Origin of the sequence: Ferruginivarius sediminum (genome assembly GCF_003344765.1) — a bacterium.
GTDB classification, from domain to species: Bacteria; Pseudomonadota; Alphaproteobacteria; order Kiloniellales; family Rhodovibrionaceae; genus Ferruginivarius; species Ferruginivarius sediminum.
The window spans coordinates 1-22,265 of sequence record NZ_QPMH01000008.1; the positions used below are offsets into that span (position 1 = coordinate 1).

At 67.1% G+C, this 22,265-nt stretch carries 26 protein-coding genes and 1 other RNA gene; 11 read left to right on the top strand and 16 right to left on the bottom strand.

The window, feature by feature from the left end; genetic code table 11:
• The 4 genes from ruvB to DRB17_RS10090 all read right to left on the bottom strand — a co-directional run.
• A partial coding sequence (ruvB, locus tag DRB17_RS10075) for a Holliday junction branch migration DNA helicase RuvB (RefSeq protein ID WP_114582083.1) occupies positions 1 to 697 on the bottom strand: 697 nt, incomplete at its 3' end.
• The gene (gene ruvA / locus DRB17_RS10080; protein WP_114582084.1) at positions 694 to 1,329 is read right to left on the bottom strand and encodes a Holliday junction branch migration protein RuvA; all 636 of its coding nucleotides are present in this window, start codon (positions 1,327 to 1,329) and stop codon (positions 694 to 696) included. The genes ruvB and ruvA, both read right to left, overlap by 4 nt.
• A complete protein-coding gene (ruvC, locus tag DRB17_RS10085; RefSeq protein ID WP_114582085.1) occupies positions 1,326 to 1,847 on the bottom strand; it encodes a crossover junction endodeoxyribonuclease RuvC in 522 nt (173 codons plus the stop codon). The genes ruvA and ruvC overlap by 4 nt, the downstream gene beginning before the upstream one ends.
• A gap of 20 nt (positions 1,848 to 1,867) precedes the next feature.
• Entirely contained in the window at positions 1,868 to 2,635 is a 768-nt protein-coding gene (locus DRB17_RS10090) for a YebC/PmpR family DNA-binding transcriptional regulator (protein ID WP_114582086.1), read from the bottom strand.
• Positions 2,636 to 2,844: 209 nt separating this feature from the next.
• Between DRB17_RS10090 and DRB17_RS10095 the strand changes: the two genes are divergently transcribed.
• Complete coding sequence (locus tag DRB17_RS10095) at positions 2,845 to 3,117, top strand: hypothetical protein (protein ID WP_114582087.1); 273 nt, start codon at positions 2,845 to 2,847, stop codon at positions 3,115 to 3,117.
• Between the two features lie 28 nt (positions 3,118 to 3,145).
• Here the strand turns inward: DRB17_RS10095 and DRB17_RS10100 are convergent, their stop codons facing one another.
• The 7 genes from DRB17_RS10100 to DRB17_RS10130 all read right to left on the bottom strand — a co-directional run bounded on the left by DRB17_RS10100 (position 3,146) and on the right by DRB17_RS10130 (position 6,621).
• Complete coding sequence (locus tag DRB17_RS10100) at positions 3,146 to 3,562, bottom strand: nuclear transport factor 2 family protein (protein ID WP_161958775.1); 417 nt, start codon at positions 3,560 to 3,562, stop codon at positions 3,146 to 3,148.
• A 24-nt stretch (positions 3,563 to 3,586) separates the two neighbouring features.
• Positions 3,587 to 4,402: a TIGR00282 family metallophosphoesterase gene (locus DRB17_RS10105; RefSeq protein ID WP_114582089.1), complete on the bottom strand. Its 816-nt coding sequence runs from the start codon at positions 4,400 to 4,402 to the stop codon at positions 3,587 to 3,589.
• On the bottom strand, positions 4,393 to 5,046 hold the full coding sequence (locus DRB17_RS10110) for a 5-formyltetrahydrofolate cyclo-ligase (protein WP_114582090.1): 654 nt from the start codon (positions 5,044 to 5,046) through the stop codon (positions 4,393 to 4,395). The genes DRB17_RS10105 and DRB17_RS10110 overlap by 10 nt, the downstream gene beginning before the upstream one ends.
• 47 nt (positions 5,047 to 5,093) lie before the next feature.
• A non-coding RNA gene (gene ssrS, locus DRB17_RS10115) (6S RNA) lies at positions 5,094 to 5,253 on the bottom strand.
• Positions 5,254 to 5,265: 12 nt separating this feature from the next.
• Positions 5,266 to 5,577 (bottom strand): cell division protein ZapA, encoded by a 312-nt coding sequence (locus DRB17_RS10120; RefSeq protein ID WP_114582091.1) that lies wholly within the window; start codon positions 5,575 to 5,577, stop codon positions 5,266 to 5,268.
• A 1-nt stretch (position 5,578) separates the two neighbouring features.
• Positions 5,579 to 5,800, bottom strand: coding sequence for a hypothetical protein (locus DRB17_RS10125; RefSeq protein ID WP_147274871.1), 222 nt, complete (start codon positions 5,798 to 5,800; stop codon positions 5,579 to 5,581).
• 107 nt (positions 5,801 to 5,907) lie between these two features.
• On the bottom strand, positions 5,908 to 6,621 hold the full coding sequence (locus DRB17_RS10130; protein WP_147274872.1) for a Crp/Fnr family transcriptional regulator: 714 nt from the start codon (positions 6,619 to 6,621) through the stop codon (positions 5,908 to 5,910).
• Positions 6,622 to 7,176: 555 nt separating this feature from the next.
• On the opposite strand from DRB17_RS10130, the gene tkt reads away from it, so the two are divergent.
• The 10 genes from tkt to DRB17_RS10180 all read left to right on the top strand — a co-directional run bounded on the left by tkt (position 7,177) and on the right by DRB17_RS10180 (position 18,090).
• The gene (tkt, locus tag DRB17_RS10135) at positions 7,177 to 9,129 is read left to right on the top strand and encodes a transketolase (protein WP_241503801.1); all 1,953 of its coding nucleotides are present in this window, start codon (positions 7,177 to 7,179) and stop codon (positions 9,127 to 9,129) included.
• Between the two features lie 78 nt (positions 9,130 to 9,207).
• A complete protein-coding gene (locus tag DRB17_RS10140) occupies positions 9,208 to 10,218 on the top strand; it encodes a class I fructose-bisphosphate aldolase (protein WP_114582095.1) in 1,011 nt (336 codons plus the stop codon).
• Between the two features lie 35 nt (positions 10,219 to 10,253).
• Positions 10,254 to 11,264 (top strand): type I glyceraldehyde-3-phosphate dehydrogenase, encoded by a 1,011-nt coding sequence (gap, locus tag DRB17_RS10145; RefSeq protein WP_114582096.1) that lies wholly within the window; start codon positions 10,254 to 10,256, stop codon positions 11,262 to 11,264.
• A gap of 91 nt (positions 11,265 to 11,355) precedes the next feature.
• On the top strand, positions 11,356 to 11,763 hold the full coding sequence (locus tag DRB17_RS10150) for a hypothetical protein (RefSeq protein WP_114582097.1): 408 nt from the start codon (positions 11,356 to 11,358) through the stop codon (positions 11,761 to 11,763).
• Positions 11,764 to 11,794: 31 nt separating this feature from the next.
• Positions 11,795 to 12,394, top strand: a complete 600-nt coding sequence (locus tag DRB17_RS10155) for a thiamine phosphate synthase (protein WP_114582098.1) — start codon at positions 11,795 to 11,797, stop codon at positions 12,392 to 12,394.
• A 130-nt stretch (positions 12,395 to 12,524) separates the two neighbouring features.
• Positions 12,525 to 13,094, top strand: a complete 570-nt coding sequence (gene efp, locus DRB17_RS10160) for an elongation factor P (protein ID WP_114582230.1) — start codon at positions 12,525 to 12,527, stop codon at positions 13,092 to 13,094.
• A 142-nt stretch (positions 13,095 to 13,236) separates the two neighbouring features.
• Positions 13,237 to 14,052, top strand: coding sequence for an inositol monophosphatase family protein (locus DRB17_RS10165; RefSeq protein ID WP_114582099.1), 816 nt, complete (start codon positions 13,237 to 13,239; stop codon positions 14,050 to 14,052).
• Between the two features lie 144 nt (positions 14,053 to 14,196).
• Positions 14,197 to 15,363: an OmpA family protein gene (locus DRB17_RS10170; RefSeq protein WP_161958776.1), complete on the top strand. Its 1,167-nt coding sequence runs from the start codon at positions 14,197 to 14,199 to the stop codon at positions 15,361 to 15,363.
• Positions 15,364 to 15,483: 120 nt separating this feature from the next.
• Positions 15,484 to 16,659: a flagellar motor protein MotA gene (locus DRB17_RS10175; RefSeq protein WP_114582101.1), complete on the top strand. Its 1,176-nt coding sequence runs from the start codon at positions 15,484 to 15,486 to the stop codon at positions 16,657 to 16,659.
• A 3-nt stretch (positions 16,660 to 16,662) separates the two neighbouring features.
• Entirely contained in the window at positions 16,663 to 18,090 is a 1,428-nt protein-coding gene (locus DRB17_RS10180; RefSeq protein ID WP_114582102.1) for a peptidoglycan -binding protein, read from the top strand.
• A gap of 139 nt (positions 18,091 to 18,229) precedes the next feature.
• Here the strand turns inward: DRB17_RS10180 and DRB17_RS10185 are convergent, their stop codons facing one another.
• The 5 genes from DRB17_RS10185 to DRB17_RS10205 form a co-directional block, all read right to left on the bottom strand.
• Positions 18,230 to 18,763 (bottom strand): plastocyanin/azurin family copper-binding protein, encoded by a 534-nt coding sequence (locus DRB17_RS10185; protein ID WP_114582103.1) that lies wholly within the window; start codon positions 18,761 to 18,763, stop codon positions 18,230 to 18,232.
• On the bottom strand, positions 18,760 to 19,197 hold the full coding sequence (locus DRB17_RS10190; RefSeq protein WP_206607850.1) for a hypothetical protein: 438 nt from the start codon (positions 19,195 to 19,197) through the stop codon (positions 18,760 to 18,762). Before DRB17_RS10190 ends, DRB17_RS10185 begins: the two co-directional genes overlap by 4 nt.
• A 91-nt stretch (positions 19,198 to 19,288) precedes the next feature.
• The gene (locus DRB17_RS10195; RefSeq protein WP_114582104.1) at positions 19,289 to 19,618 is read right to left on the bottom strand and encodes a hypothetical protein; all 330 of its coding nucleotides are present in this window, start codon (positions 19,616 to 19,618) and stop codon (positions 19,289 to 19,291) included.
• Entirely contained in the window at positions 19,605 to 20,213 is a 609-nt protein-coding gene (locus DRB17_RS10200; protein WP_161958777.1) for a sigma-70 family RNA polymerase sigma factor, read from the bottom strand. Before DRB17_RS10200 ends, DRB17_RS10195 begins: the two co-directional genes overlap by 14 nt.
• Before the next feature lie 88 nt (positions 20,214 to 20,301).
• Positions 20,302 to 22,146 (bottom strand): ABC transporter transmembrane domain-containing protein, encoded by a 1,845-nt coding sequence (locus tag DRB17_RS10205; RefSeq protein WP_206607851.1) that lies wholly within the window; start codon positions 22,144 to 22,146, stop codon positions 20,302 to 20,304.
• Positions 22,147 to 22,265: the final 119 nt, after the last annotated feature.

The window sequence follows — 22,265 nt, forward strand, 5'->3', positions numbered from 1 at the left end:
CGAAGTCGCGCACCCGGCGCAGCAGCCGGCCGGCGACGCGGGGCGTGCCGCGGGCCCGGCGCGCTACCTCGGCGGCGCCGTCGGACGTCATCTCCACGCCCAGCACCCCGGCGCCGCGCCGTACGATCCGCTCCAGTTCCTCGGGCCGGTAGAACTCCAGGCGCAGCGGAATGCCGAAGCGCTCGCGCAGCGGCGTCGTGATCAGGCCCGAGCGGGTCGTCGCCCCCACCAGCGTGAACTGCGGCAGATCGATTCGCACCGAGCGCGCCGCCGGCCCCTCGCCGATGATGAGGTCGAGCTGGAAGTCCTCCATGGCCGGATAGAGAATCTCTTCGACCTGCGGCGACAGGCGATGGATCTCGTCAATGAAGAGGACGTCGCGCGGCTGCAGGTTCGTCAGGATAGCAGCCAGGTCTCCGGGCCGCGCGATCACCGGCCCCGAGGTGTGGCGGAAGCCCACGCCAAGTTCGCGCGAGACGATCTGTGCCAGCGTCGTCTTCCCGAGGCCCGGCGGGCCGAAGAACAGCACATGGTCGAGGGCGTCGCCGCGAGTGCGCGCGGCCTCGATAAAGACGCGCAGGTTGGCGCGAAGCTGCTGCTGGCCGACGAACTCGTCCAAGCCGTGCGGGCGCAGCGACGGCTCGGCGGCATCGTCGCCGCTGTACTCCGGCTGCACCACCCGCGCGTCGTCGCTCATTGCGACAGCTCCTTAAGCCCCTCGGTAATCAGCGCCTGCAGCGGAGCCTCCCGCCCAAGCCGGCGCGCCGCCGTGGCGACGGCGCCGAACGCCTCGGTCCGGCGATAGCCCAGGTTGGTCAGCGCCGAAACCGCGTCCTCGCTGACCTGCCCCGCGCCATCCGGCTCCGCGGCTCCGGCTCCCACCGTGGCGCCGGTCCCCACCGGCTGCTCCATGGACGCGCCCCCGATCTGGCCGGCCTTGTCCTTCAACTCCGAGGCGATGCGACCGGCCAGTTTCGGCCCCACGCCGTTGGCGCGGGAAATCGCCTGCTTATCCTGGGCCGCGACCGCTTGCGCCAATTCCTGGGGAGAAAGCACGGAAAGGATGGCAAGAGCATGGCGGGCTCCCACACCCTGGACACTGCAAAGCAACCGGAACCAGTCGCGCTCCGCCCGCTCGCCGAAGCCATAGAGGTGGATATGATCCTCGCGGACGTGTGTCTCGATCAGCAGGCTCGCCTCGCCGCCGATCACGGGAAGGCGGTTCAGCGTGCGGGCCGAGGCGAACACAACGTAGCCGACACCGTGGACATCGAGAACGAGTCCGTCGGCATCGGTCGAATCGACGAGACCGCGCAGCTTGCCGATCATGTTCGCCGTCTCCCTCCCCCGGTTCCGGCGGCGGCAGTCCACTGCCGGCCCGTCGCGGCATGGTGGGCATGGCAGATGGCCACGGCCAGGGCGTCGGCGGCGTCGGGCGACTCGATGCCGCAGCCGGGCAGCAGCCGGCCCACCATCATGTTCACCTGATCCTTCGCCGCGTGGCCCGTACCGACAACGGCCTTCTTCACGATCATCGGCAGGTACTGCGCCACCGGCAGACCCGCGCGGGCCGGCACCAGCAGCACCACGCCGCGCGCCACGCCCAGCTTCAACGTCGACTTGGCGTTCTTGTTGACCAGCGTCTCCTCGACCGCCGCCTCGGCCGGCGCGTACTCTGCGATGACGTTGCTTAACCCGTCGTGAAGCTGCACCAGCCGCTCGGCCGTCGAGAGCTTGTCGTCGGACTCGATGGCGCCGTTCGCCAGATGCACCAGCCGTGATCCCTCGGCCTCGATCACGCCCCAGCCGGTGCGGCGCAAACCGGGATCGAGGCCAAGGACGCGCATGCGGTCCCCCTTCCGCTGGCCTAGGCCGTCAGGCGCTGCATGATGTCCTCGGAGATCTCGAAGTTCGACGAGACCTGCTGGACGTCGTCGCTGTCCTCCAGCACGTCGAGCAGTTTGAGCAGCGTCTGCGCCTGATCCTCCGTCACCGGCTGCGTCGACAGCGGCCGCCAGCCGAGCCGCGCCTCGCGCGGGTCGCCGAACTGCCCCACCAAGCTGTCGCGGACGCTGGAGAAGTCGTCGGCCGCGCAGATCACCTCGTAGGTGCCCGGCTCGTCCTCCTGCCCGGCGGCCTGCTCCACGTCCGTGGCGCCGGCCTCGGCCGCCGTCTCGAACATCGCCTCGTAGTCGGCGACGCTGTCGTTGAAGACGATCCGGCCGACCCGCTCGAACATCACCGAGGCCGAGTTCGTCTCGCCCAGGCTGCCGCCCAGCTTGGAGAAAGAGGAGCGGACCTCCGAGGCGGTGCGGTTGCGGTTGTCGGTCAGCGCCTCGACGATGATCGCCACGCCGCCTGGACCATAGCCCTCGTAGCGCACTTCCTCGAAGTTGTCGCCGCCCTCGCCGCCAGCCGCCTTCTTGACCGCACGGTCGATGTTCGTGTTCGGCATGTTGTTGGCGCGCGCCGTGGCGATGGCGGCGCGCAGGCGCGGGTTCGATTCCGGGTCCGTGCCGCTTTCCCGGACCGCCACCGTGATTTCGCGGTTCAGCTTGGTGAACAGCTTGGCGCGCTTCGCGTCCTGCGCGCCCTTGCGGTACATAATGTTCTTGAACTGCGAATGGCCTGCCATCGCGTTCGCACTCCTACATCCTGCGGTAATTAGTTGTTAGGTTACCATATTTTGTAAGAAATCGCCTAAGCGATCAGCTTGGCCCGCCTTCTAGCAGGAAATCGCCGCCGCCTAAAGCCCCGCCCGCCGCCTGTGACAGTAGCGGGTTAACCAAACCTTAATTCGCCTCGCGACATTCTCCGTGAATTCGATATAGGGAGTCCGTGGCGATGTCGCAGTCCAGGGTGCTCAATCTTGCTCTAGCCGAAGAGCTGCCGAGCGATCCGGCGCAGGCGGAGGTCAGCCGTGCCAAGGCTGCGGGTCTGGTCGATACCTACGTGCAACAGCAGGCCCTGTCGGCACTGGATGCGATTTTGGAGGCCGCGGAGCAGCAAAAGGCACCGGACGCCACCCTGGCGGACGAGACGTCCGGCACGGCCGCCATCCTGGACGAGGAAGTGACCCGCTTCCGCCGCCTCGCCGCGAACAGTTCGGCCGGCTAGCTCCGCCAGCTAAAAGGGCCACGGCCGCTTACAGCGTGCGGCGGTGCCACCACTCCTCCAGCGAGCGGCACAGCGGCACGCCCTCGCCTGACTCACCGAAAACACAGCGGAACACACCGTCCAGCTCCACGCGCTCGCCGTCCTTCACGCGCTGGAAGCGGGCCCACCAGCGGCAGATGCCCACCGCGCCCGACACCGCCCAGATCTCGTAGCCGAAGCTGACCTCGCGCTGGGCATCCTGCGCCCCGGCGCGCCAGTAGTCGCGAATCTCGTCCCGCCCCTGCATCGCCGGGCGGAAGGGCGTTTCGCGATAAGCGGCATCCCCGGCGAAGAGCGCGGTGACGGCATCGGGATCGCCGTTTTCCCAGGCCGCCTTGTAGCCTTCCAGCCATGCCTGGAACGCCGCCTCGGTCAGTTGGCCGGTATTCCGATCCGCGGCGTCCACCGCAATCCCCCATCCGAATCCGATCTACAGAGCTGGCACCGTTTCCGACAGCCGGCCGCCGACACGGATCGGTTCGACCCGTTTCGCCAGGCCCGTGCGGTCGTCGGTTTCCAGGAACAGGCCGCACAGGGTCGCCTCCCCCTCGGCGGGGCTGAGACGCTCCGTCGGCAGCTTGCGGGTGAAGCGCAGGACAGGCACCTCCTTGTTCATGCCGATGACGGAGTTGTAGTCGCCGGTCATGCCCGCATCCGACTGGTAGGCCGTGCCGCCGTCGAGAATCATCAGGTCCGCCGTGGGGACGTGCGTGTGCGTGCCCACGCACAGCGAAACGCGCCCGTCGGCGAAATGGCCCATCGCCATCTTCTCGCTGGTCGCCTCGGCGTGAAAGTCGAGGACGGCGGCGTGCACCGTGGTGCCGAGCCGGTGCTTGGCGAGTTCCCGCTCCAGCACCGCGAAGGGATCGTCGAGCGGGTCCATGAACAGCCGGCCCATCAGGTTCAGGACGAGAACCTTGCGGCCGCCGGGCGCGTCGAACACGGCCGCGCCGCGCCCCGGGGTGCCGGCCGGATAGTTGTGCGGGCGCATCAGGCGCGGGCGCTTGTCGATGAATCCCATGGCCTCGCGCTGATCCCAGGAATGGTTGCCGCCTGTAACTACGTCGGCGCCGGCGGCCAGGATCTCGTCCAGGATCTTCTCGGTAATGCCGGCACCGCGCGCCGAGTTCTCGCCGTTGACGACGACGAAGTCGGCCTTGAGGTCGCGGCGCAGGCCCGGCAGCTCGCGCGTCAACACGTCGCGGCCGGCGCGGCCGACGATATCCCCCACGAACATCAGCCGCATGAGCTCGCCTCCGCGCCCGTGCCCGACAGTTGGCCCGTGCCTGACAGCTTGATTGCCCCTTTTTCGGTGACGATCCCGTCGAGCGGCTGGTCGTATGGCCCGCGCGGAACCGCCGGCACTTCCTGACCGGCGTAGGCGATGCCGATGGCGCGCACGTCCGGATCGATCCGGCGCAACCTCTCCAGCGTCCGGTCGTAGAAACCGCCACCGTAACCCAGGCGATACCCCGCGCGGTCGAACGCCAGCAGCGGGACGAGCAGGACTTTCGGCTGTACCTCCGGCGCGTCCTCGGGCGGGATACGGGTGCCGTAACCGCCGTCGTCCAGCGCCTGTCCGGGATGCCACGCACGGAAGACCAACGGGCTGCCCTTCGCCGGCATCACCGGCAGGCCGATCGTGTGCCCCTGCCCGTGCAACGCCTCAAGCGTGGGCAACGGATCGATCTCGTCGCGCATCGGCCAGTACGCCGAGACGGTGCAACCGTCGGGAAAGGCAACGTCGGCGAGAACCCGGTCGCGCAGCCGCGCGGCGGCATCCGGGCTGGCCGCCGCGGCGGCGGCACGCTGGCTCTTGGCTTTTCGGCGCAGGTCCTTCTTGTCGGCGGCGGGATCTTGTTCTTGTTGTCGTGATGAGGTCTGCGCCATGCACGGCTCCGGTCGGCGGATGGGACGGTCCAAATGGATAGCGGGAGGGACGTGCCGCGTCGGCCGTTGGCCGGTCAGCTCCTCCGTGGGCCGACGAACCAAGTGGGTGCCGTTTTACCAGGACCACGGCCCTGGCAGGGACAGCTCCCGTCTTTCTCAATTAACGCCCCCGGGAGTGGTACGACCTGACGTACCGCGCAGCACGTCCCAATCACCAATCTAGGTAGCTTCGAGCCGCGCGGCAATACGCTCCAGGCGGCCAGCCACCTCTTCCAGGCTTTCGGCCGCTTCGGCGTCGCCCTCCCTGCCCTGCGCCGGTGCCTGATGGCGCCTCGCCTCGTGCAGCTCGTCGGCGATCAGGAGATTCGCCATCAACAGCAGGCGGCTTTCGCCCACCTGCCCGACGGATGCCGCCAGCTCACGCACGCGCCGGTCCACATACTCGGCCAGCTTCTGCAGGTGCGCTTCCTGGCCATCGTCGCAGGCCATCTCGTAGCGCCGGCCGTTGATGTCGAGAGCAACACGGGCCACGCTACACCTCCAGCACGCCTTGCAGGCGAGCAATGGCACGGTCCAGCCTTTCGGCCATCCGCTCCCGCTCCTCGCGCAGCCTGGCGTTCTCCGCCCGCACTTCGGCAAGCTCGTGCCGCAGGGCCTCGGCGTCCGCCTGGCTGTCGACGGACCTGGCGGCCGCGGCCTCAAGGCGCGCGGTCAGCTCCTGTAAACGCTGTGTCGCTTCCTGCAATCTGGGCATGGACGGTCCGTCACGGGCTCCCGAATGGCTGTCTTGGCGGCAAGCGGCCTCGCGCAGGATATCGACGGCCGCTTGCGGGGGTCAATTCATCGACTGTACATCCGCGTCTATTCAAGCGCGAAATTGCGCCTCAGACCCAGATAGGTCGGATCGAACTCGGCCAGTTCCGCCAGTGCCTCGGTGTCGCGGAGCGTCAAACGACGGTCTTCGAACGAGATCAGTTCCTCGTTCTGCAGATCGCGCAACATGCGATGGATGTGCATGACGCTGAGCCCCAGCGCGTCGGCCAGCATCTCCTGGGTCAACGGAAAGAAGAAACGCGTGCTCGTGCACTCCCCCGTGCACCGCAGGCGCGTCCATAACTCCAGCAGAAGATGCGCCACCCGCTCGCGCGCCGACATGCGTCCGAGGCGCAGGGCATGCTCGTGCATCATCGCCAGTTCCAGCGCGGAAAGGCGGAACATGGCGTCCGCGAGCCTCGGCTGCTCGGCGGCCAGCGCGGAAATCTGCGTGTCGGACATCGTCGCCAGCCGCGTCGGCGTAATGCTTTGCAGGGCGTGGCCGCCAACCGGCACGACCCGGCGGTGCAGGCCGACAAGGTCGCCGGGCAGCACGAAACTGAGGATCTGGCGGCGCCCGTCCTCCCGCCGCTTGTAGCGGAACAGCCAGCCATCCTGCACGACCGCGACGAACGGGATCGGCCGCCCTTGTTGGATGATGTCGCGACGGGGAGAGGATGTCCGGTGCGGTCCGGCGACCGCCTCGAGCCAGCGCCGCTCGTCATCCGTCAGCGTGAAGATGCGTGAGAATCTTCTTATCACTGGTGATTCGCCCGCTTCCACCAGCACTCCCCCGGCTTCAGCGTGAGGTTTTCGACAAATACCTTATTGGCAGCCGCTTCACGACACTCCTCACACGCTTGCTCCGACGCCCCCTGCCCATCGGAGCACTCCAAAGATGTCTATGCAGGTACGGTAAAACAGGCATGCCGATGTCTCAGGAAATTTTTTGTCAAATTGCATAACACACGTTATGGACAATGCCGCATTCGGCTCAACAGGTGTGCAATAAGTACCTGTTTCGGTTGAAAATTTTTGCCAATTTGAACTTGACAAGCACTCACCGTACCCATGCGCCATGCACGCCGGACAAGCCGCCGATCGAGCCGCGCTTGAACGGGCGGACTATATGCCGGTTGACGCTGTGACGGCCCGGCGGCATGGTGCGCCCACGCGCGGGGAGGGCTGCCCGCTGCCGGCGCATGCGCTCCTCCCTTATTTATCTCCGCAGATAGCTTAGGTGCGCTTTAACACATGGACGCTTTGCGCTCTTCCGCCTCCCAGCCAGGTGCGTCGTCGACGGCCACGCATGCCGAGATGGCGAACGCGATCCGCGCGCTGGCGATGGACGCGGTCCAGAAGGCCAAGTCCGGCCATCCCGGAATGCCGATGGGCATGGCCGATGTCGCCACCGTGCTCTTCACACGGTTCCTGAAGTTCGATCCCAAGCGCCCCGACTGGCCCGATCGCGACCGTTTCGTGTTGTCGGCCGGCCACGGGTCGATGCTGCTCTACGCGCTCCTCCACCTGACCGGGTACGAGGACATGACGCTGGAGGAGATCAAGAACTTCCGGCAACTCGGCAGCCGCACGGCCGGCCATCCGGAATACGGCGCCGCCGGCGGCATCGAGACGACGACCGGCCCGCTGGGACAGGGCTTCGGCAATGCCGTGGGCATGGCGCTGGCCGAACGGCTGTTGAACGCGCGCTTCGACGACCTGGTGGACCACCGCACCTTCGTGCTCGCGAGCGACGGCGACCTGATGGAGGGGATCAGCCACGAGGCCGCGGCGCTGGCGGGCCATCTGCGGCTGAACAAGCTGACTGTCCTGTTCGACGACAACGAGATCTCGATCGACGGCGCGCTGTCGCTTGCGGACTCGGTCGACCAGCTCAAGCGGTTCGAGTCCTACGGCTGGTTCGTCCAGCGTGTCGACGGCCATGCCCCCGAGGCGATCGAGCAGGCGCTACAGGCAGCGGTGGAAAGCGACCGGCCTTCCCTCATCGCCTGCCGCACGACGATCGGCTTCGGTGCGCCGAAGCTGGCGGGCACGGCGAAGAGCCACGGCAGCCCGCTGGGCGAGGAAGAGATCGCTGCCACGCGCAAGCAACTCGGCTGGCCGTACGAGCCATTCGAGATTCCCGACCATATCCTGCAGGCTTGGCGCAATGTGGGCGCCGCCGGGGCGGAATCCTCGGGCGCCTGGGACAAGCGCTTCGCCGAACTGGATGAGCAGACGCGCCGCGAGTTCCAGCGCCGCCTCGACGGCGAGATGCCGACCAGCCTGGGCGGCGCCATCGCCGAATTGAAGGAGCGGGTGCTGGCCGAAAAGCCGAAGGACGCCACCCGCAAATCCTCGGAGATGGTGCTGGGTGCGCTGACCCGCGCGATTCCAGAGATGGTCGGCGGCTCGGCCGACCTGACCGGCTCGAACAATACCAAGGTGGAGGGCCAGGGCGTCGTCAGCCGCGACGACTTCTCGGGCAGCTACATCCACTATGGCGTCCGCGAGCACGCCATGGCGGCGGCGATGAACGGCATGGCGCTGCACAAGGGCGTGGTGCCCTATGGCGGCACCTTCCTGGTGTTCAGCGACTATTGCCGTCCGGCGATGCGCCTGTCCGCCCTGATGGGCTTGCGAGTCGTCTATGTCATGACGCACGATTCCATTGGCCTGGGCGAGGACGGCCCCACGCACCAGCCGGTGGAGCATCTGGCCTCGCTTCGGGCGATGCCACGGCTTCGCGTCTATCGGCCGTGCGATACCATCGAAACGGCGGAGTGCTGGGAGCTTGCCCTGCGCTCCGGCGACCGTCCGTCGGTGCTGGCGCTGACGCGGCAAAAGCTGCCGACGCTGCGCGCCGAAGGCGTGGCCGAGAACTATTGCGCGTTCGGCGCCTATATCCTGGTGCCGGCCGAGCGGCACCGGCAGGTGACGCTGCTTGCCTCCGGCTCGGAGGTCGAGATCGCGGTCCGCGCGCGCGAACTGCTGGCGGAGGACGGTATCTCCGCGGCGGTGGTGTCGGTGCCCTGCTGGGACCTGTTCCTGGACCAGCCCGCGCACTACCGCGACGAGGTGCTGGGCCCCAGCGCGCTGCGCGTGGCCATCGAGGCCGCCTCCGGCTTCGGCTGGGAGCGGTGGACCACGCTGGACGGCGTCTTCGTCGGCATGCAGGGCTTCGGCGCGTCCGCGCCATACGAGGATCTTTACGAGCACTTCCAGATCACTCCCGAGGCGGTGGTCACAAAGGTGAAGAACTGGCTCTGATCCTGTTGTAAATCGGCGCCGGTCGGGGTAATGCCCTCGACCGGGCGGGGTTCGTTTAGGATTGAAGGGGCAACGGCGATGAACGTCGAACAGCTTGCCGAAACTGCGCAGAGCATCGTAGCCGACGGCAAGGGTCTGCTGGCCGCGGACGAAAGCACGGGCACGATCAAGAAGCGCTTCGACCAGATCAATGTGGAGTCGACCGAGCGTACGCGCCGCGACTATCGCCATATCCTGTTCACCACACCGGACGTCTCCCAGTTCATCAGCGGGGTGATCCTGTACGACGAGACCATCCGGCAGGACGGCCCGGACGGTTCGCCGCTGGTGGAGACGATCGAGAAGGCCGGCATGATCCCCGGCATCAAGGTGGACAATGGCGCCAAGCCGCTGGCGCCGGGCGGCGGCGAGAAGGTGACCGAAGGCCTCGACGGCCTGCGCGAGCGCTTCAAGGCGTATTACGAGCTGGGCGCGCGCTTCGCCAAGTGGCGCGGCGTTTATTCCATCGGCGGGGGCCTACCCAGCCGGCAGTGCATCCGCGCCAACGCCCATGCGCTGGCCCGCTATGCCGCGCTGGCGCAGGAAGCGAACATCACCCCGGTGGTCGAGCCCGAGGTCCTGATGGACGGCAGCCACGACATCGACGCCTGCCGCGAGGCGACCGAGGCGGTGCTGCGCGAGGTCTTCGCCGAGCTGGCCGAGCAGCAGATCGTACTGGAAGGCATCCTGCTGAAGCCGAATATGGTGCTCTCCGGCAAGGACTGCCCGCGTCAGGCGGACGCGAACGAAGTCGCGCGCGAGACCATCCGCTGCTTCAAGCGAGTCGTGCCGGCGGCGGTGCCGGGCGTGGTATTTCTCTCCGGTGGGCAGAGCGACGAGCAGGCGACCGTCAATCTCGACGCGATGAACAAGATCAAGGATGCCGAGGGAGCGCCCTGGGCACTCAGCTTCTCCTACGGCCGCGCGCTGCAGCAGGCGGCGCTCAAGGCTTGGAGCGGCAACGACGACAATGCAGAGAGTGCCCGCAAGGCATTCTATGAGCGCGCCAAGGCGACGAGTGCCGCGGCGCTGGGCCGTTACGCCGCCTGACCCAGGGCGCGACCACTAGAACGGGATAGGAGCAAATGACGATTCGCGTCGCGATCAACGGCTTCGGCCGTATTGGCCGTATGGTGCTGCGTGCCGCTTACGAGCAGGGCCGCAAGGATATCGAATTCGTTGCCATCAACGACCTGGCGGATATCGAGACCAACGCCTTCCTTCTCAAGCACGACTCGGCGCACGGGGCCTTTCCGGGCACGGTAAACGCCACCAACGGCGCACTCGACCTCGGCAACGGCCCGATCAAGTGCTTCAGCGAGCCCGACCCGGCGAAGCTGCCGTGGAAGGACCTCGATGTAGACGTGGCACTGGAGTGCTCCGGCCACTTCGCCAGCCGCGACGCGGCCGCGAAGCATCTGCAGGCGGGGGCCAAGAAGGTGCTGGTTTCCGCCCCGGCGAAGGGCGCGGATATCACTATCGTGATGGGCGTCAACGAGGACAAGCTGGAGGCTGGCCACGAGGTGGTCTCGAATGCGTCCTGCACCACCAACTGCCTGGCTCCGATGGCCAAGGTGTTGCACGAGGCGATCGGCATCGAGCGCGGGTTCATGACCACGGTGCATGCCTTCACCGGCGACCAGCGGCTGGTCGACACCATGCACAAGGATCCGCGCCGGGCGCGCGCGGCGGCGCACAACATCATCCCGACCTCGACCGGCGCGGCGCGCGCTGTCGGCCTGGTGCTGCCCGAGCTGGCCGGCAAGCTGGACGGGACGGCGATCCGCGTGCCGACGCTGAACGTCTCGCTCATCGACTTCAAGTTCGACGCCCGCAACGCCACCACCGTCGAGAAGGTGAACGAAGCGCTGCTGGCGGCGGCGAAGTCCAACCGGATGAACGGCATCCTCGGCATCTCCAACGAGCCGCTCGTGTCCAGCGACTTCAACCACAACAGCAACTCTTCCACCATCGACATCAGCGAGACCCAGGTCATCGACGACAAGCTGGTCCGGGTGATGAGTTGGTACGACAACGAGTGGGGCTTCTCGAATCGCATGTGCGACGCCGCCGTCGCGGTCGGGAAGACCATCTAGGCGACGCCATTTCGCGACGCGACGACAGGGGGAAGGCGGAGCCGGCGTGCTCCGCCTTTCTTGTCGGGGCGGTTCGCGCTAAGACTTGCGCATGCCAAATGCCGCCGTCGTCTTCCATTCCATAGAGCATCTGAACGCCGCCCTGACGGCGGCGCAGGAAACCAGCATCGAGCTAACGCTCCTGACCGCCCCGGCTGCGGCCGCCTACCTGGGTGCCGGCTGGTTCCGCGAGGCCGTCGCGGCGGCACGGGCGGCGCACCCGGATGTTCGCGCGACGATGCTGCTCGACTGTGGGGAGCGGCCGGGCGACGCGCTGGCAGCCTTTCGCGCCGGTGTGCCGGGTGTCATCTTCACCGGCCGCGCGGACGTTGCCGACAAGCTGGCGGCGCTGGCACAGGCGCACGGCACCATCTTCCGGCGCGATAGGCCGGCAGCGCACGATCTGCTGGACGCGGCAGACCCGCTGGAATCCTGCCGCCGCTGGTTGTCTCGGCGTTGATCCGTGTCCGCGCCTGGGCTATGCCCCCGGCATGAGCGAACAAGTCGACTCGCCTCGCCTCTATCTGGTCGCCTGGGCGGACATTGCGGAGCGTACGCTGCGCGAGGCCCTGCAAGCCGGTGACGTTGCCTGCCTCCTGCTGCGCGGCGCGACCGGCGCTTCCGCCCCGCTCGTCCGCGCGGCGCAGGAAACGGGTGTTGCGGTGCTGGTGCAGGATGACGCCGCCCTGGCCGAAACACTCCAGGCCGATGGCGTTCACCTGGGCCCCGGCGGCAACGTGAAAGCTACCCGCAAGCGGCTGGGCGATGAGGGCATTGTGGGTGCGTGCTGCGGCAACTCGCGCCATGCCGCGATGCTGGCTGGCGAGGCGGGTGCCGACTATGTCGCCTTTGCCGGGCGCGAGGATGAGCCCGGCGCCGCCGCCAATCCCGAGATCCTTGGCTGGTGGCAGGTCATGATGGAGCTGCCCTGCGTGGCCATGGGCGACGTGGCGCTGGCCGACGTCGGGCCGCTGGCCGAGGCGGGGGCCGACTTCGTCGCGCTTGGGTCGGCCGTGTGGGACCACTCGGAAGGCCCGGCAGTCGCGGTGGCCAAGGCGACGCGCCAGCTACAGGCGGTACAGCGGGACTGAGCGCGCCGCAGTTGCCAGGACGCGGGGAAGCTGTTAGCTTCCCCGCCAACCGATGCCGGCGGTTTCCGCCGGCCGTTTTCATGGCGACAATCGCCGAGATCCGACACCGGAAAATCCGAACAGCACGACAATGCCGAAGATCGACGGAAACGAACTGCGCCCCGGCTATGTGATCGAACACAAGGGCCGCGTGTGGCGCGTGATGAAGACCGAGCACGTCAAGCCCGGCAAGGGCGGCGCCTTCATGCAGGCTGAGCTGCGCGACCTCTTCGACGGCTCCAAGACGAACGAGCGTTTCCGCGCCTCGGAATCGCTGGAGCGGGTGCGCCTGGAGCAGCGGCCCTATCAGTTCCTGTACCAGGACGGCGAGCATTACGCCTTCATGGATACGGAAACCTTCGAGCAGATCACCGTCGACGGCGAGTTGATCGGCGAGCCGGCACGTTTCCTGACCGAGGGCATGCAAGTCGAGATCGAGTTCTACGAAGAGACGCCGCTGGGCGTCACCCTTCCCGAGACCGTGACGTTGGATATCGAGCATGCGGACCCGGTGGTGAAGGGACAGACGGCCTCGTCCTCGTACAAGCCGGCGGTGCTGGAGAACGGCGTGCGCATCATGGTGCCGCCGCATGTGGAAAGCGGCCAGCGCGTCGTCGTGAAGACCGAGGACGGCAGCTACGTCGAAAAGGTGAACGCCTGACCGCTCCGCGCTGAGGAGCATTCGGCAGGCCGCACCGGATAATCGCCTTCGCGCATGCCGGCGCGGAGGCTTGTTGCGTCCGCATGTGTCAACATGCGTCAACATTTGTCAGCATTTCGCGCCAGGAGGCCTGGGTAAGCGCATGGCAACCCGCTCAGCCATCATCAACGTCATGGTCCGCGCCGCCGACAAGGCTGCCAGGGCGCTCAAGCGCGACTTCGGCGAAGTCGAGAATCTCCAGGTGTCGCGCAAGGGACCGGCGGACTTCGTCTCCACCGCGGACCGCCGGGCAGAGAAGGTCGTGCGCGACGAACTGACCCGCGCGCGTCCCGAGTTCGGCCTGCTGATGGAGGAGTCGGGCGGCGAGGCCGGGACCGACCCGGAGGAGCGGCGCTTCATCGTCGATCCGCTGGACGGCACCACCAACTTCCTGCACGGCATCCCGCACTTCGCGATCTCCATCGCGCTGGAGCAGCGCGGCCAGGTGATCGCGGCGGTGATCTACGATCCGGTGAAGGAGGAGATGTTCTTCGCCGAGAAGGGCGTCGGCGCCTATCTTAACGACCGCCGCATCCGCGTGTCGTCGCGCGACCGCCTGGAATCGGCGCTGATCGCCACCGGCGCGCCTTTCCTGGGCCATGGCCATCGCGCCCCCTTCCTGGCCGAGGTCGACGCGGTGATGGCGCGCACCTCGGGCATCCGCCGCATGGGGGCGGCGTCGCTCGACTTGGCCTACGTCGCGGCCGGCCGGTTCGACGGTTACTGGGAGCGCGACCTGCAGCCGTGGGACATCGCCGCCGGCATCCTGTTGGTGCGCGAGGCCGGAGGATTCGTCGGCGAGATCGAGGGCAAGCCCATCCACCCCGACAGCCCCAGCATCCTGGCCACCAATACCGAGCTTGAAGTGCCATTGCAGCGGCTGCTCAACAGCGCCGGGAAACAGGCCCGGTCGGCCTGACACATTCGGATCGAACCGTTAATCGGTTGTAAGCCCGGACGCTGCCACGTAGTGTATTGCCTGGGGGAAGCGGGGAATATTGCACGGGCGCAAGGGATTATGTGGCTAGGTGGAAAAGACTTTCATTGCCGCGCGCGCGGCTTGGTGTTTCTGTTCGGCGCACTGGCGCTGACGGCGGCGCCGGCTGTTGCGCAAACGACATACATTGGCGGGTCGGGACCAAGCGAGACGAGCATCATCGGGGCTGGCGAGGCCGTAACCGTGAACCTGGATGCGATCGGCGGCACGCGCCCGGCCCGTGTGCGAAACGGCGGCAACGGCGCGGCATCGGGCAAGGCCGTCGGCTTCGGCCAGCCGATCGAGGGGCCCGGCGGCGCTGTTCTTCTCTATCCGCCGAAATCGCCGCCGCACAGCCATCTACTGGTCGATGCACCCCAATCCGTCGCGAAGCCGAAGCTGACGCCGCCGAAGGAAGAGCCGGCCATAGCCGATTCCCAGCCGGGCGAGCCACCTGCAACGCTCGCGCCAAGCCCGCAAAAGCCGGCCGCGCCGACGAAAATGGCCGATGCCCAGCCTGCCGCTGCGGAACCCACGACACCGCCAAAACCGACGACGCCCCCGAAGAGCGGAGCCACGACGCAAACCGAATCCGGTGCCGAGCCGGCCAGGCCGGCGCGTAAGCCCGAGGTCGAGGCGACCTCCCCGGCACCTGATAAGACGGCCGACAAGGCGGACGAGAATCAAATGGCGGCAGCGACCACGCAGCCGCCCGAGGAACCCTCGGCACCCGAGCAGAGCAGCGATGCACCGGCGGAAAGCGATAAAGCCTTGCAGGCCGTGGCCGACCCGCAACCGGCCCCTGCCCCGTCGTCAAAACCGGCTCAGCCTGGGAAGACCGGGGCCACCGCCAAAGACCCAGCGCCCGAGCCCGCCTCCGAAAGCGCAACCGAGCCGACGCGCACGCAGGTCGCCTCGCTGCCGCCCACGTCGGAAGGGCTGCCCGACCGGATACGACTGATGTTCCCGAACAAGGCGGCGGACTTGTCGGATACCACGAAGGACACGCTGGCGGCCCTGGCGAAGCGGCTTAAGGCCGAGCCTCAGCAACGCATCCAGCTCGTCGCCTACGCCGAAGCCAGCGAGGACAGGGAGAGCCGCGCACGGCGCCTTTCGCTTTCCCGCGCGCTTGCCGTACGCTCGTACCTGATCGACCAGGGAGTGCGCTCGACGCGCATGGACGTGCGCGCGTTGGGCAGCACGGCGGAGAGTGGGCCGCTGAACCGGCTGGACATCAAGCCGGCGCGGCGCTGATATGTTGCGGCAACCGGCGGCACACACGAGAATATGTCCGGGGCGCTGTCACAGTTTCGCCGCAGTCTGCGGCAATGGTGCCGCCAATTCCACGCTTGAGACGGGGTTGAACCACCCGATATGAGCCGGCCGAGCCGTTATCTGATCCGGATGATCGTCTTCCTGGTGATCGTCGCGGCAGCGTGCGGCGTTTTGCTGCCACAGCTTCAAGACGCCTTCGTCGCCAACCCAGTGTTCAACGGACTGATTCTCGGCGTCCTTCTGCTGGGTATCCTCTACATCTTCCGTCAGGTAGTGATGCTGCGCCCCGAAGTGGCGTGGCTGGACCGCCTGCGCCAGGAAAGCAGCGGCGGCCTGGTGTTTCCCGGCGCGCTGAAGGAGGGTCATCCGCCGCGCCTGCTGGGCCCCCTGGCGACGATGGTGGGTGAGCGCAAGGGGCGGCTCACGCTCTCCGCGCTGTCGATGCGCTCGCTGCTGGACGGTATCCAGAGCCGGATCAGCGAATCGCACGATATCTCGCGCTACCTCATCGGCTTGCTGATCTTCCTGGGCCTGTTGGGCACCTTCTGGGGCCTCCTGGAAACCGTGAACTCCGTCGCCGGCGCGATCTCGGAACTCAGCGCATCGGGCGGCGACCCGGCGGCCCTGTTCGGCGAGTTGAAGAACAGCCTGCAGAAGCCGTTGCAGGGCATGGGCACGGCCTTTTCGTCCTCGCTGTTCGGCCTTGCAGGATCGCTTGTGCTGGGCTTCCTGGAACTTCAGGCCGGACAGGCGCACAACCGCTTCGTCAACGAGCTGGAAGAGTGGCTGTCGGGGATCACCAAGCTGTCCAGCGGCGGGACCTCCGTGGAGGGCGGCGAATCCGTGCCGGCCTACATCCAGGCCCTGCTGGAGCAGACCGCGGACAGTCTGGACACGCTGCAGCGGACCATCACCGGTGGCGAGGAAGACCGACATCAAATCAACCGCAACCTGACGCAGTTGACCGAGCGTGTCTCGACCCTGACCGACCAGATGCGCACCGAGCAGTCGGTGCTGATGAAGCTGGCCGAGACCCAGTCGCAACTCAAGCCGATCCTGGCACGCATCGCAGACGCCGGAGAGGCGCAACCGAACGGCGGCATGGACGACAGCACCCGAGACCACATCCGCAACCTGGACATTCATCTGGAGCGGCTGGTCAACGACGCCGCCAGCGGCCGCGATCAGGTGGTGCGCGAGCTACGCAGCGAGATCCGCCTGCTTGCTCGCACTATCGCCGCGATCGCGGAGGAAGGCGAGCAGGAGCGCCACTAGGCCATGTTTACTCTTGGCCGCCAGCGTAACCAGCGTTCCGTCAACATCTGGCCGGGATTCGTCGACGGGCTTGCCAGCCTGCTGCTGGTGGTCGTCTTCGTCCTTATGGTCTTCGTGATCGCGCAGTTCTTCCTGTCCGCCGCCCTCACCGGCCGCGACGAAGCGCTGGCACAGCTTGAACAGCGCGTGGGCGAGCTGTCCGACTTGTTGAGCCTGGAGCGGGACGCCAACGCGGATCTTCGCCTGAACGTGGCGCAGCTTTCCAGCGAACTGCAGTCCTCCATCGAGGAGCGCGACAACCTTCAGTCCCGCCTTGCCGCCCTGGCTGACGAGCGTGACAGCCTGCGCCAGAAGCTGCAGGCGGCGCGCGAGAACGCGAGCGACGAGGCGGCGGAACTGAGGCAAGCCTACGAGACAATCGACGCGGACAAGGAGACCATCCGCTCGCAGCTCGACCAGCTATCGATCCTGAAAAGCCTGCGGGAAGAGTTGCGCAGCGAGGTTGCCCGCCTGGAAACCCGTCTCGCCGCGGCGCGGAAGCTGGCGGAGGAACGCAAAGACGAACTGGCGCAGCTTGACGAGCGACTTCAGCAGGCCCGCCAGACCGCCCAGGAACGCCAGCAGCAGGTCGCCACGTTGCAGGACCAGCTCTACGACCTGGAAACGACGGCGGAAAGCCGACAGGAAACCATCATCAGCCTGCGTAACCAGCTTTCCTCGCAGGAGGATCGCGCGCAGGACCTCGAAAGCGAACTCTCCCAGACGTCGTCGAAACTCCGCGCGCAGCAGAAGCTCACCGACGAGCAGGAAGCGAAAATCGACCTGCTGAACCGCCAGCTTGCCTCGCTGCGCCGACAGGTGGCGAAGTTGAACGCCGCGCTGGAAGCCGCCGAGGCAACCAACGAGGCGCAGCAGGTCAAGATCGCCAACCTGGGTGAGCGGCTGAACGTCGCGCTGGCCAACAAGGTGCAGGAGCTGGCGCGCTACCGCTCGGAGTTCTTCGGCCGACTGCGACAGCTTCTGGGCGACCGCCGGGACATCCGCGTCGTCGGCGACCGCTTCGTCTTCCAGTCGGAGGTGCTCTTCGCCAGCGGTTCAGCCAACCTGGGGCCGCAGGGCGAGCGCACGATCCGCCAGCTTGCCGGCACGCTTAAAGATATCATGGCGGATATCCCGAACGACATCGACTGGATCCTCCGCGTCGATGGGCACACCGACCGGCGGCCCATCGACACCGCGCGCTTTCCATCAAACTGGGAGCTTTCCACGGCCCGCGCCGTCGAGGTGGTGAAGTTCCTGATCGACGAGAACGTCCCGGCACGGCGTCTGGCGGCAACCGGCTTCGGCGAGTACCAGCCCCTCGACGGGGGCGAGGACGAGATCGCCTATCGCCGCAACCGCCGTATCGAGTTCAAGTTGACGACGCAGTAGCCCGGCGCAACGCCCGCTGGCCATTCGGTGTTGCGGATACAAAAACGCTTTCCGAAGCAGGGGACATCGGAAAGCGTTTCCAGTTTAACGGTATTATGCGGTTTCTAAGGCGGATCGTGCCCGTCTCGCCAGTGACCGCTTAACCGTTCCCGGCGACGGGACTGACGGCGCCCTGCGCGACGATATCGCCAACGCTCGGGAAAGCCTGCAAGGCCGCGGCCGAAACCGCCCGTTCGCCATAACCATCCGTCGCCGCGTCGACATCGACGTTGCCCACCACGATGCGTCCGACCATGCCGGCGCGCTCATGCGGCTGGCAGAAGAAGTCGTAGACACCCGGCTGGGTCAGCGTCACGGCGAACTCGTCGCCCGGCGACAGGTAGCCTGAATCCCACGGCTTCGCCCCCTTCGGAATGCGCCGCGCGCGATTCCCGTTGGAGGGATGATAGGCCGTCGCCGTATGCAGGCTGGCCTCGCAGATCCAGCGGACCTTGGAGCCCACCGGAATGTGCAGGCCAATGGGATCGAAGAACACCCGCGAGCCCAACTCGTCGCTGCGCATCCTGATGTCGGCGACGACGCCGGACGCCGTTGCCCGCAAGTAAGGGGTCATCGCGGCGGTGGCCAGGGCGGATGCCCCGGCCACCAACGCGAATCGTCGCGTGACGATCATTTCAGGCCGGCCGCCTCGTCAGCGGAGACGTGCCACAGAACGATGTGGTAGTGCGGCTCGTCCACGCCCGGATGCCCGGCGTTGTAGACCATGTCGACGTGGTCGACCGACTGCGGCGCCGCGTCGAGACCGCTGAGCGCTTCCTGATTGTTCAGCGAGTCGAGCGGAACCATGTAGGTCGTGCTGACCAGCCCGCCCTCGCGGTCGTAGGCCAGGAACGGGCCCGCCGGCAGGGTGGCCGGATCGACGTAGAGCGTGCCCATGCCCGGAATGAAGTCCGGCAGCGGGGTCAGTTCGCTCACCGCCTGGTAATCGCCGCCCGGAGGCGCCATCGACACCTCGGCGCCGTCGCCGCCCGCCTGCACGCCGCTGCAGCCCGCCAGCATCAGGGCGCCGGTCGCCAGCATCGCACTCAATTTGGTTTTCGCGGCCATCACTTCCTCCCTCGATTGTATCGGATACGGCCGTGCCCACACGGCCTTCAACAACCATTAGGACGGGGGAAGCGGTTTGGATGCAGCGCAGCTAGAAAAGAATACTGGCAAGCGCCAGCAAAACGAGAAGGCCGACGGCGACCGCGGCCAGCAGCCGCCATGTACGATCGCCTTTCGCGGCGCCGGCCCCGGACTCGTCAAGCCGGCCCTCGATGCCGGCCCAGACGGAGGCCGGGGGCTGGCGTGCCGGCAGCACCTCCACGAGCGGGGCCAGACGATTTTCCCAGTCGTCGACCGGGTAGCAGTACGTGGCATCCTCGACACGCAGCCGCTCGTAACGCTGCCGCGCCGGCCCGCCCAGCGTACCGATGGCATATTCGCCCGCCAGGATCTCGCGCTGTTCCGGACTAGGACGCTTCATCGAGGCATCTCCGCATTCTTCCTAGGCCTCGGCGGATCCAGCTCTTCACCGTTCCTACGGGCCGCTCGACGCGCTGCGCAATTCCAGCGTGCGACAAACCTTCATAGAACGCCATTAAGATTACATTGCGTTCGTGTTCACTCAACCTTCCAAGACACAACTCCAGCGCACGGCCGCTTTCCAGCTCCGACAGCCGGGCCAGCGGGTCGATGGTCTCGCCCTGCTCGTCCAGCAGCGGGTCGCCCTGCGCCGCGGCCTCTCCCGCCCGGGCGCGGCGCTTGAGGATCTGGATGGCGCGGTTGCGCGTGACGGTGCTCAGCCAGCCAAGCGCATGGCCGCGCTCGGGCCGGAAGGTCCGGGCGCCGCGCCAGGCATCCAGGAAGCCCTCCTGCAGCGCCTCCTCGGCCAGCGCATGATCGCGCAGCATGCCCAGACACAACGAATACAGGCGCGGCGCCGTCTCGCGATACAACTCGCGAAACGCTTCCTTGTCGCCGCCGCCGGCGCGCTTCAGCAGGGCGTTGAGATCGTCCCTGCGGTCGCTGGCGCCCTGGGCGCGGGGCGCGGCGAGCGTCTGTTCGCACGCGTTCTGCATGTCCATTCCTACCGGCGCGACAATGACACAGGCCGCGCACAATCGCCACTATAGTGCGGATCGCGGCCGGATGGCCGGAATTCATACGTCATTGTGCCGCCATTCGGGATGCCCGCCCATTGGCGTCGCCCAGCGCCTGTGCCTCGTCGAACTGCAGGGCGGCAAGTCGTGCATAGAGACCGCGTTGCTCCAATAGCTCTTGATGCGTTCCGGTTTCGACGATTCGGCCGCGGTCCATCGTGACGATCCGATCCGCCTTCAGGACCGTGGCCAGACGGTGCGCGATAATGATCGTCGTGCGCCCGCGCATCAACTCATCAAGCGCCTGCTGGACCATTTTTTCGCTTTCGGCGTCCAGCGAGGAGGTCGCCTCGTCCAGCAACAGCACCGCCGGATCCTTCAGGATCGCCCGCGCAATCGCGATCCGCTGGCGCTGCCCACCCGACAGCCGCACGCCGCGCTCGCCCAGGAAGGTGGCCATGCCCTCGGGCAGTTCCTCAAGGAACGCCCTGGCGTGGGCCGCCTCCGCCGCGGCGATCACCTCCTCGTCGCTCGCCTCGGGCCGGCCATAGCGAATGTTCTCCCAGGCGTCGGCGGAGAAGATGACCGGCTCCTGCGGGACCAGGCCGATACGGGCGCGAAGCTCGTGCGGGTCGGCCGCGCGCAGGTCGACGCCGTCGAGGCGGAGCCGCCCCTCCGCCGGGTCGTAGAAGCGCAGCAGAAGCTGGAACACCGTCGTCTTGCCCGCACCCGAAGGCCCGACCAGCGCCACCTTCTCGCCCGAGGCCACGTTCAGGTCGAAGCCATTCAGGGCCGCCTGCTCCCGCCGCGAGGGATAATGGAAGACCACGTTCTCGAACGCCACATCGCCGCGTGGCGGTTCCGGCAGCGGCTCGGGCTTCGCGGGTGCCGCGATCTCCGGCCTGGTGGACAGCAGGTCGATCAGCCTTTCCGTCGCACCGGCCGCGCGCTGCAGGTCGCCCACCACTTCCGACAGCGAGCCGACGGAGCCCGCCACCACGACAGCATAGAAGACGAAGGCGGAAAGCTCGCCCGCCGTGATGCGCCCGGCCAGGACATCGTGCCCGCCCGTCCACAGCACGATGGAGATGGCGCCGAAAACCAGCACGATCACCATCGCCGTCAGCGAGGCCCGCGCCCGCGTGCGGTCGATCGCGACGTCGAAGGCGCCCTCCACCCGCTCGCGGAAACGCGCCCGGTCGATCGGCTGATGGTTGAACGCCTGAACGGTTCGGATGTTGGACAGCGATTCGTCGATATAGACGCCGACGTCGGCGACGCGGTCCTGGCTGGCCCGGCTCAGCCGCCGCACCCGCCGGCCGAAGACGATGATCGGCAGCAGCACCAACGGCACGACCAGGAAAACAAGGCCGGTCAGCTTCGGCGACGTCACCACCAGCAGCACCGTACCGCCCGCCACCATCAACGCGTTGCGCAGCGCAATGGGGACCGAGGTGCCGACCACCACTTGCAACAGCGTGGTGTCGGTCGTCAGCCGCGACAGCACTTCGCCCGTGCGCGTCGTCTCAAAGAAGCCGGGTGATAGCGAGACCACGTGCTCGAACACGTCGCGACGGACGTCGGCCACCACCCGCTCGCCAAGCCACGACACCAGGTAGTAGCGCCCGAAGCTGGCCGCCGCCATGATCGCCACCACTGCGAAAAGCGCGAAGACCGCCTGATCGAGAAGCGCGGCGTTGCCCTTGGCGAAACCCTGGTCGACCAGCGTGCGCAAGCCGAAGCCCAGCGCCAGCACGGTTCCCGCTGCGACCGTCAGCGCCAACAGCGCGCCCGCCACCTGAAGCTTGTACGGCTTCACGTAGCTCCACAGGTGGCGCAGTCCCTTGATTTCGCGGCTTGCCGGCCGGTCGATCGGCGCCGATCCCTCGGCCGTCGATTTTTCCCGCATCATCGCCCAGTCGCTCCCGGCGCGGCGCGCTTCAGGTTCACCCGTTTCATGCTGGCCACACACCTAGCCCAAGCGTGCGGCGCAAACAACCGCCGGCCTTGCGTCAGAAGCGCGCGTTGCCT

Bases quoted from the DNA above. Each gene is read 5' to 3' on its own strand.
- ruvA (WP_114582084.1), bottom strand. From the start codon at position 1,329: ATGATCGGCAAGCTGCGCGGTCTCGTCGATTCGACCGATGCCGACGGA.
- ruvC (WP_114582085.1), bottom strand. From the start codon at position 1,847: ATGCGCGTCCTTGGCCTCGATCCCGGTTTGCGCCGCACCGGCTGGGGC.
- DRB17_RS10090 (WP_114582086.1), bottom strand. From the start codon at position 2,635: ATGGCAGGCCATTCGCAGTTCAAGAACATTATGTACCGCAAGGGCGCG.
- DRB17_RS10095 (WP_114582087.1), top strand. From the start codon at position 2,845: ATGTCGCAGTCCAGGGTGCTCAATCTTGCTCTAGCCGAAGAGCTGCCG.
- DRB17_RS10105 (WP_114582089.1), bottom strand. From the start codon at position 4,402: ATGCGGCTGATGTTCGTGGGGGATATCGTCGGCCGCGCCGGCCGCGAC.
- DRB17_RS10110 (WP_114582090.1), bottom strand. From the start codon at position 5,046: ATGGCGCAGACCTCATCACGACAACAAGAACAAGATCCCGCCGCCGAC.
- DRB17_RS10125 (WP_147274871.1), bottom strand. From the start codon at position 5,800: ATGCCCAGATTGCAGGAAGCGACACAGCGTTTACAGGAGCTGACCGCG.
- tkt (WP_241503801.1), top strand. From the start codon at position 7,177: ATGGCGAACGCGATCCGCGCGCTGGCGATGGACGCGGTCCAGAAGGCC.
- DRB17_RS10140 (WP_114582095.1), top strand. From the start codon at position 9,208: ATGAACGTCGAACAGCTTGCCGAAACTGCGCAGAGCATCGTAGCCGAC.
- gap (WP_114582096.1), top strand. From the start codon at position 10,254: ATGACGATTCGCGTCGCGATCAACGGCTTCGGCCGTATTGGCCGTATG.
- DRB17_RS10150 (WP_114582097.1), top strand. From the start codon at position 11,356: ATGCCAAATGCCGCCGTCGTCTTCCATTCCATAGAGCATCTGAACGCC.
- DRB17_RS10155 (WP_114582098.1), top strand. From the start codon at position 11,795: ATGAGCGAACAAGTCGACTCGCCTCGCCTCTATCTGGTCGCCTGGGCG.
- efp (WP_114582230.1), top strand. From the start codon at position 12,525: ATGCCGAAGATCGACGGAAACGAACTGCGCCCCGGCTATGTGATCGAA.
- DRB17_RS10165 (WP_114582099.1), top strand. From the start codon at position 13,237: ATGGCAACCCGCTCAGCCATCATCAACGTCATGGTCCGCGCCGCCGAC.
- DRB17_RS10175 (WP_114582101.1), top strand. From the start codon at position 15,484: ATGAGCCGGCCGAGCCGTTATCTGATCCGGATGATCGTCTTCCTGGTG.
- DRB17_RS10180 (WP_114582102.1), top strand. From the start codon at position 16,663: ATGTTTACTCTTGGCCGCCAGCGTAACCAGCGTTCCGTCAACATCTGG.
- DRB17_RS10185 (WP_114582103.1), bottom strand. From the start codon at position 18,763: ATGATCGTCACGCGACGATTCGCGTTGGTGGCCGGGGCATCCGCCCTG.
- DRB17_RS10190 (WP_206607850.1), bottom strand. From the start codon at position 19,197: ATGGCCGCGAAAACCAAATTGAGTGCGATGCTGGCGACCGGCGCCCTG.
- DRB17_RS10195 (WP_114582104.1), bottom strand. From the start codon at position 19,618: ATGAAGCGTCCTAGTCCGGAACAGCGCGAGATCCTGGCGGGCGAATAT.
- DRB17_RS10200 (WP_161958777.1), bottom strand. From the start codon at position 20,213: ATGCAGAACGCGTGCGAACAGACGCTCGCCGCGCCCCGCGCCCAGGGC.
- DRB17_RS10205 (WP_206607851.1), bottom strand. From the start codon at position 22,146: ATGATGCGGGAAAAATCGACGGCCGAGGGATCGGCGCCGATCGACCGG.